This window comes from Ornithinimicrobium cerasi (genome assembly GCF_003702705.1).
Classification (GTDB): domain Bacteria; phylum Actinomycetota; class Actinomycetes; order Actinomycetales; family Dermatophilaceae; genus Ornithinicoccus; species Ornithinicoccus cerasi.
Map to the genome: position 1 here is coordinate 1 of NZ_QZMN01000067.1, position 1043 is coordinate 1043.

The window sequence follows — 1043 nt, forward strand, 5'->3', positions numbered from 1 at the left end:
GCGGCATGAGAGTGAGACGGGTGCGGCCTTGGGGGTCAGCCGTTGGCCGTCGGTAAGTATGGTGCTAGGCGTGCGAGTTCCTGAGGTTGTGGACTATGCCGCCTTCCTGCCCGCCGCTTGGGGTGAGCGGGTGGATTACGCTCCCGAGCAGGACCGGTGGGAATGGCACGGCCACGACGTTCACGTCTACCGCCGCCGCAGCCCCGAAGCGCGGGTCCGGGTCATCGTCGTGCATGGTGCCGGAGGAAACAGCAGCGCCTTGTGGCCCATTGCCTCTCTACTGCCGCCGGAGCAGTTCGACCTGTCAGCCGTGGATCTGCCCCTGTACGGCAAGACGGTATCGCCGGACCCGTCCTCGGTGCGGTACCAGCACTGGGTCGACATGCTCTGTGACTTCGTGGCTGCTGAGGACGACGGGAGACCGCTGCTCCTTCTGGGCGCCAGCGTGGGAGGCATGCTCGCCTATGAGGTCGCCGCACGCTGCGGGCGTGTTGCGGTCGTCGTGGCCACATGCCTGCTCGACCCTCGCGACCGGCGTGTCCAGCGGGTGCTGACCAGGTTCGGCCCTGCAGGTGTGCTCGCCGGGCCTTTAGCGAGGCGGCTTCCTGACAGGCTGTCGGGGCTGCGGGTGCCCATGTCGTGGGTAGCCGCGCTGGACAAGATGAGCCGCAACGCCGGACTGTCGAAGCTCTGCGCCAGCGACCCCCGGGGCGGAGGGGCACACGTGCCTCTTGGCTTTCTCGCCTCCTACATGACGTACCAACACGTCCAGCCCGAGCAGATGCGCACCCCCGTCATTCTCGCGCACCCGGACAAGGATGCCTGGACGCCCCTGGAGGTGAGCATCCGATGGTTCCAAAGAATTGCAGGTCCGACCGAACTGGTCAGGCTGCGTGGCTGCGGCCACTTCCCCATAGAAGAGCCCGGACTCTCCAGCCTCCTAGGCAGACTCACAGGCCTGGCACCGGACATCGAGACGGCAATCGAGCGCGCGACGGGCAGCCCTCCCAACTCGCGCTGAGCCCGGATCCCCCGTCGCGGCA

1 protein-coding gene is annotated in these 1043 nt (G+C 67.3%); it reads left to right on the top strand.

The annotated features are described in order from the left end of the window. Positions 1–1021: alpha/beta fold hydrolase (locus tag D4B81_RS17825; protein WP_237566094.1), on the top strand; the 1021-nt coding region annotated here is incomplete at its 5' end. Positions 1022–1043: the final 22 nt, after the last annotated feature.